This is a genomic window from Pseudomonas edaphica (assembly GCF_005863185.1).
GTDB classification, from domain to species: domain Bacteria; phylum Pseudomonadota; class Gammaproteobacteria; order Pseudomonadales; family Pseudomonadaceae; genus Aquipseudomonas; species Aquipseudomonas edaphica.
Genome location: NZ_VBVZ01000874.1, coordinates 1 through 1881, shown reverse-complemented (window position 1 = coordinate 1881; position 1881 = coordinate 1). Strand labels below are relative to the sequence as shown.

Genomic DNA, 1881 nt, shown 5'->3' with positions numbered 1-1881 from the left:
TTTTACGATTGATTCGAGCGCGCAGCGTCAGGGCTGCAAGCGTCCCGGTCACGCCGATAAAGGCGATGTAGCCGAAATACAGGTTGTAACCGGGCTTGCCTGGGTAGGTATCGGTCAGGTAGCCATTGATCAGCGGGATAAAGGTGTCGGGCAGGTAACCCACCACCGAGACGATGCCGATGGCCAGGCCGGTGATGCGCAGCGGAATGTCGCAGCTGTCGAGAATTGCCCAGTACAGACCGCGAATCGCATAGGTCATCAGGCCGATAAAGATCACCGTGCCGATCAGCAGGCCGAGGCTGTTGAGCGCCGGGAACACGATCAGCCCGACCATCGCCAGGGTCACCAGCACCAGCGCGACGATCAGCACCGAGATGTTCGAGAACTTGTCGCCCAGCCAGCCGCCGCCGATGCCGCCGATGGGGCGCATCCACAGTTTGATGGTGGTGATGGTGCCGGCCATCACCGCAGTCATGCCGCTGCCTTGCAAGTAGTCGGAAAAGCTGTAGGTAGCCCAGAACATGTGATAACCGCAGAACACGATGGCGGTCACCAGCCACAGCTCGGGGATTTTCACCAGGGTGGTCAGGTCGGCGATCAGGTTGAACTTGCCCTTCTCTACCGCTGGCGTCTCTGCCAGAGACTTGGGATCTTTGAGCAGTACCAGCCCGCAGCCAATGGCTATACAGATAAACGAGTACAGGTACACCACGTGCTTGAAGCCTTGGGCCGCCGACTGGCTTTGAGTTTCGGTGGCATAGGCAAACAGGCCCAGGGCCACGGTCGCCAGCAAGGCTTCCACCAGCCCGCGACCGCCATCGAGAATGCCGAAGAACCGCCCCTGCTCACTCTGATGAGCAATCATCTTCACGCGCTTGAGCACCGAGGCCCAGAACGTCAGGCCAGTGGTCAGGCCCCAGCAACCGAAAATGATCATCAGGCCGGTCATTGACGGCACGCTGGCGTACCACAGGCCCAGTGCGCCGGTGGCGACCAGCGAGAAGAAGATCAAAAAGCGTGGCGGCAAACGGTCGGCCAGCCATCCGCTGGGCAGGTAGCTAAGCAAAAAGATCGTGCCGAGCATGGAGTACAGGTAGCCCAGTTGACTGTGGTTGATCTGGAACACGTCGAGCATGGTGGTCTGGTAGACCTGGCGCAGGTAGAGGATCGGGTAGATCGCGCCGGCGGCGAGTACCAGCAACAGCAATTGGAAATAACGGCTGGCAGTGTCGTTTGCCGCGGGCACGGCAACGGAAACCTGGGCAACGGGTGCAGGCTTGGACATCATGTGGACCTCAGGCACCCGCTGCGCGGGCGCCCTGATAATTGTTTTTATTAAAGGTGCAACAGGTGCGCGTGGATCAGTACTTCATGACCACCAGGCGGGTCTGGGTAAACTCAAGCATCCCGTGCTTACCGTCATCGCCGCCCAGCCCTGAGCGTTTCCAGCCGGCGTGGAAACCCTGATACGGGTCTGCCGGCGTGCGATTGACGTACAACTCTCCGGCTTCGATGGCATTCGCCACTTTCATCGCCGTGCGGTAGTTCTCGGTGTAGAGCACCGATGACAAGCCGAACTGATGGTCGTTGGCCATGGCCAGCGCTTCGTCGATGTCGCGGTACTTGAGCACCGGCAACACCGGGCCGAAGATTTCTTCCTGAATGATTTCCATGTCCTGGCGGCAACCGCTGAGCAAGGTCGGCGGATAGAAATGGCCCGGCCCGGCTGGCAGCACACCACCTGTTTCCAGTACAGCACCGGCAGCGACGGCGCGCTCGACCATGGCGTGGATATTCTTTTGCGAGCTGGCGTTGACCAACGGGCCCATCAGGCTTTCGTCCGTGGAACGGTCACCGAACTTCACCGCGCTGATCTTGGCT

At 60.0% G+C, this 1881-nt stretch carries 2 protein-coding genes; both read right to left on the bottom strand.

Annotated elements, in window-relative coordinates:
• A partial coding sequence (locus FEM54_RS31610; protein WP_138454172.1) for an MFS transporter occupies window positions 1–1285 on the bottom strand: 1285 nt, incomplete at its 3' end.
• Between the two features lie 76 nt (window positions 1286–1361).
• Window positions 1362–1881 (bottom strand): aldehyde dehydrogenase family protein (locus FEM54_RS31605; RefSeq protein WP_138454171.1); only part of this gene is annotated, 520 nt, incomplete at its 5' end.